General features: G+C 68.5%; 1 protein-coding gene. It reads left to right on the plus strand.

Annotated elements, in window-relative coordinates; genetic code table 11:
- Positions 1–254 (plus strand): hypothetical protein (locus tag SB756_RS32700; RefSeq protein WP_410913593.1); only part of this gene is annotated, 254 nt, incomplete at both ends.

Raw genomic sequence — 254 nt, forward strand, 5'->3', positions numbered from 1 at the left:
CCCTGAAGAGCCGCACCCTGCTCAACCCCGACAGCAGCGGCTCCGGGGTCTACCTGCTGCAACTGCTGGCCCCCAGCGCCAGCAGCTGGCTGGCTGGCGACCTGGTGGAAGTCATGCCGCGCAACAGCCCGTGGCTGGTCGAATACTTCCGCGACGGCCTGGGGCTCTCCGGGGAGGCCAGGGTCCAGCTCGACGGCCTGGAAGAGAGCCTGGAACAAGCCTTGGGCAGCCGCCAGCTACCAGAAAACCGCACC

The organism is Pseudomonas sp. SIMBA_068 (assembly GCF_046534705.1).
Classification (GTDB): Bacteria; Pseudomonadota; Gammaproteobacteria; order Pseudomonadales; family Pseudomonadaceae; genus Aquipseudomonas; species Aquipseudomonas putida.